Origin of the sequence: Nonomuraea candida (assembly GCF_000725485.1) — a bacterium.
GTDB lineage: Bacteria > Actinomycetota > Actinomycetes > Streptosporangiales > Streptosporangiaceae > Nonomuraea > Nonomuraea candida.
Genome location: NZ_JOAG01000123.1, coordinates 1 through 1,423, shown reverse-complemented (window position 1 = coordinate 1,423; position 1,423 = coordinate 1). Strand labels below are relative to the sequence as shown.

Genomic DNA, 1,423 nt, shown 5'->3' with positions numbered 1-1,423 from the left:
GGTTGCGTCCACGGGAGTGGTGTACGAGTTTGACCTGGTCAAGAGGCGTGGCGTCGTGAAATGAAGACGGCCATCGAGTGATCCTTCGAGTAGCTAGATCAAGATCGAAGGGAACCAGACGATGGCCGCAGACCCCAGTGTGACGCCCGCTCAGTGGCTGGCGAAGCAGATCGAGACCGATGACCCTGACATGTTGCGATCCATGGTGAAGACCATGGCCGAAGCGTTGATGTCGGCCGAGGCCGACAGCCTGTGCGGTGCCGCCTACGGCCGGCGCAGCGACGAGCGGACCAACTCCCGCAACGGCTACCGGACACGCCAGTGGGACACCCGCGCCGGAACGATCGATCTGGCCATTCCCAAGCTCCGGCAGGGCTCCTACTACCCGGACTGGCTGCTGGAGCGCCGCCGCCGGGCCGAGCAGGCGCTGATCAGCGTGGTGGCCACCAGCTACCTGCTCGGCGTCTCCACCCGCAGAGTCGACAAGCTGGTCGAGCAGCTGGGCATCAAGCACATCTCCAAGAGCCAGGTCTCACAGATGGCCACGGTGCTGGACGAGCAGGTCGAAGCCTTCCGCACTCGCGCGCTCGACGCCGGCCCCTACACCTTCGTCTGGCTGGACGCGCTGACCCAGAAGGTGCGCGAGGGCGGCCGCACGATCAACGTGCACGCCCTGGTCGCCACCGGCGTCAACGCCAACGGCCAGCGCGAAGTCCTCGGCCTGGACGTCACCTCGGCCGAGGACGGCGCCGGCTGGCTGGCCTTCCTGCGCGGCCTGACAGCGCGCGGCCTGTCCGGCGTCCAGCTGGTCGTCTCCGACGCCCACCGCGGCCTGGTCGAGGCGATCGGCGCCGCCCTGCCCGGCGCGGCCTGGCAGCGCTGCCGCACCCACTACCTGCGCAACCTGCTCACCACCGTCCCCAAATCCGCGCAGCCATGGGTGGCCACACTGGTGCGCACCATCTTCGACCAGCCCACCGCCGAGCAGGTCCGCACCCAGCACGCCTGGGTCATCGACGCCCTGGAAGCCAAGTACCCGGCCGCCTGCGAGCACCTGGACGCCGCCCGCGAGGACCTGCTCGCCTTCGCCGCCTTCCCCCGCGAGACCTGGCGGCAGATCTGGTCCAACAACCCACAGGAACGACTGAACAAGGAGATCCGCCGCCGCACCGACGTGGTCGGCATCTTCCCCGACCGGCCCTCGATCATCCGCCTGGTCGGAGCAGTACTGGCCGAGCAGACCGACGAATGGACCGAAGCCCGCCGCTACATGGGCCTGGACATTCTGGCCAAAGCCCGCATCCGGCTCATCCCCGGCGACACACCGACCCCGAACCCACTCCCGCAGACACTTACCGCTTAACCTGCAGAAACAGGATCACTCGAAGACCGATTCATACACCACGTCCGTGGACGTGACCCG

1 protein-coding gene is annotated in these 1,423 nt (G+C 67.7%); it reads left to right on the top strand.

What is annotated here, in order from left to right; genetic code table 11:
• Positions 1 to 121 precede the first annotated feature (121 nt).
• Complete coding sequence (locus IO39_RS43310) at positions 122 to 1,363, top strand: IS256 family transposase (RefSeq protein ID WP_043637584.1); 1,242 nt, start codon at positions 122 to 124, stop codon at positions 1,361 to 1,363.
• Positions 1,364 to 1,423: the final 60 nt, after the last annotated feature.

What these genes read in the sequence shown, in the direction of transcription:
- IO39_RS43310 (WP_043637584.1), top strand. Translation starts at nt 122, where the DNA reads ATGGCCGCAGACCCCAGTGTGACGCCCGCTCAGTGGCTGGCGAAGCAG.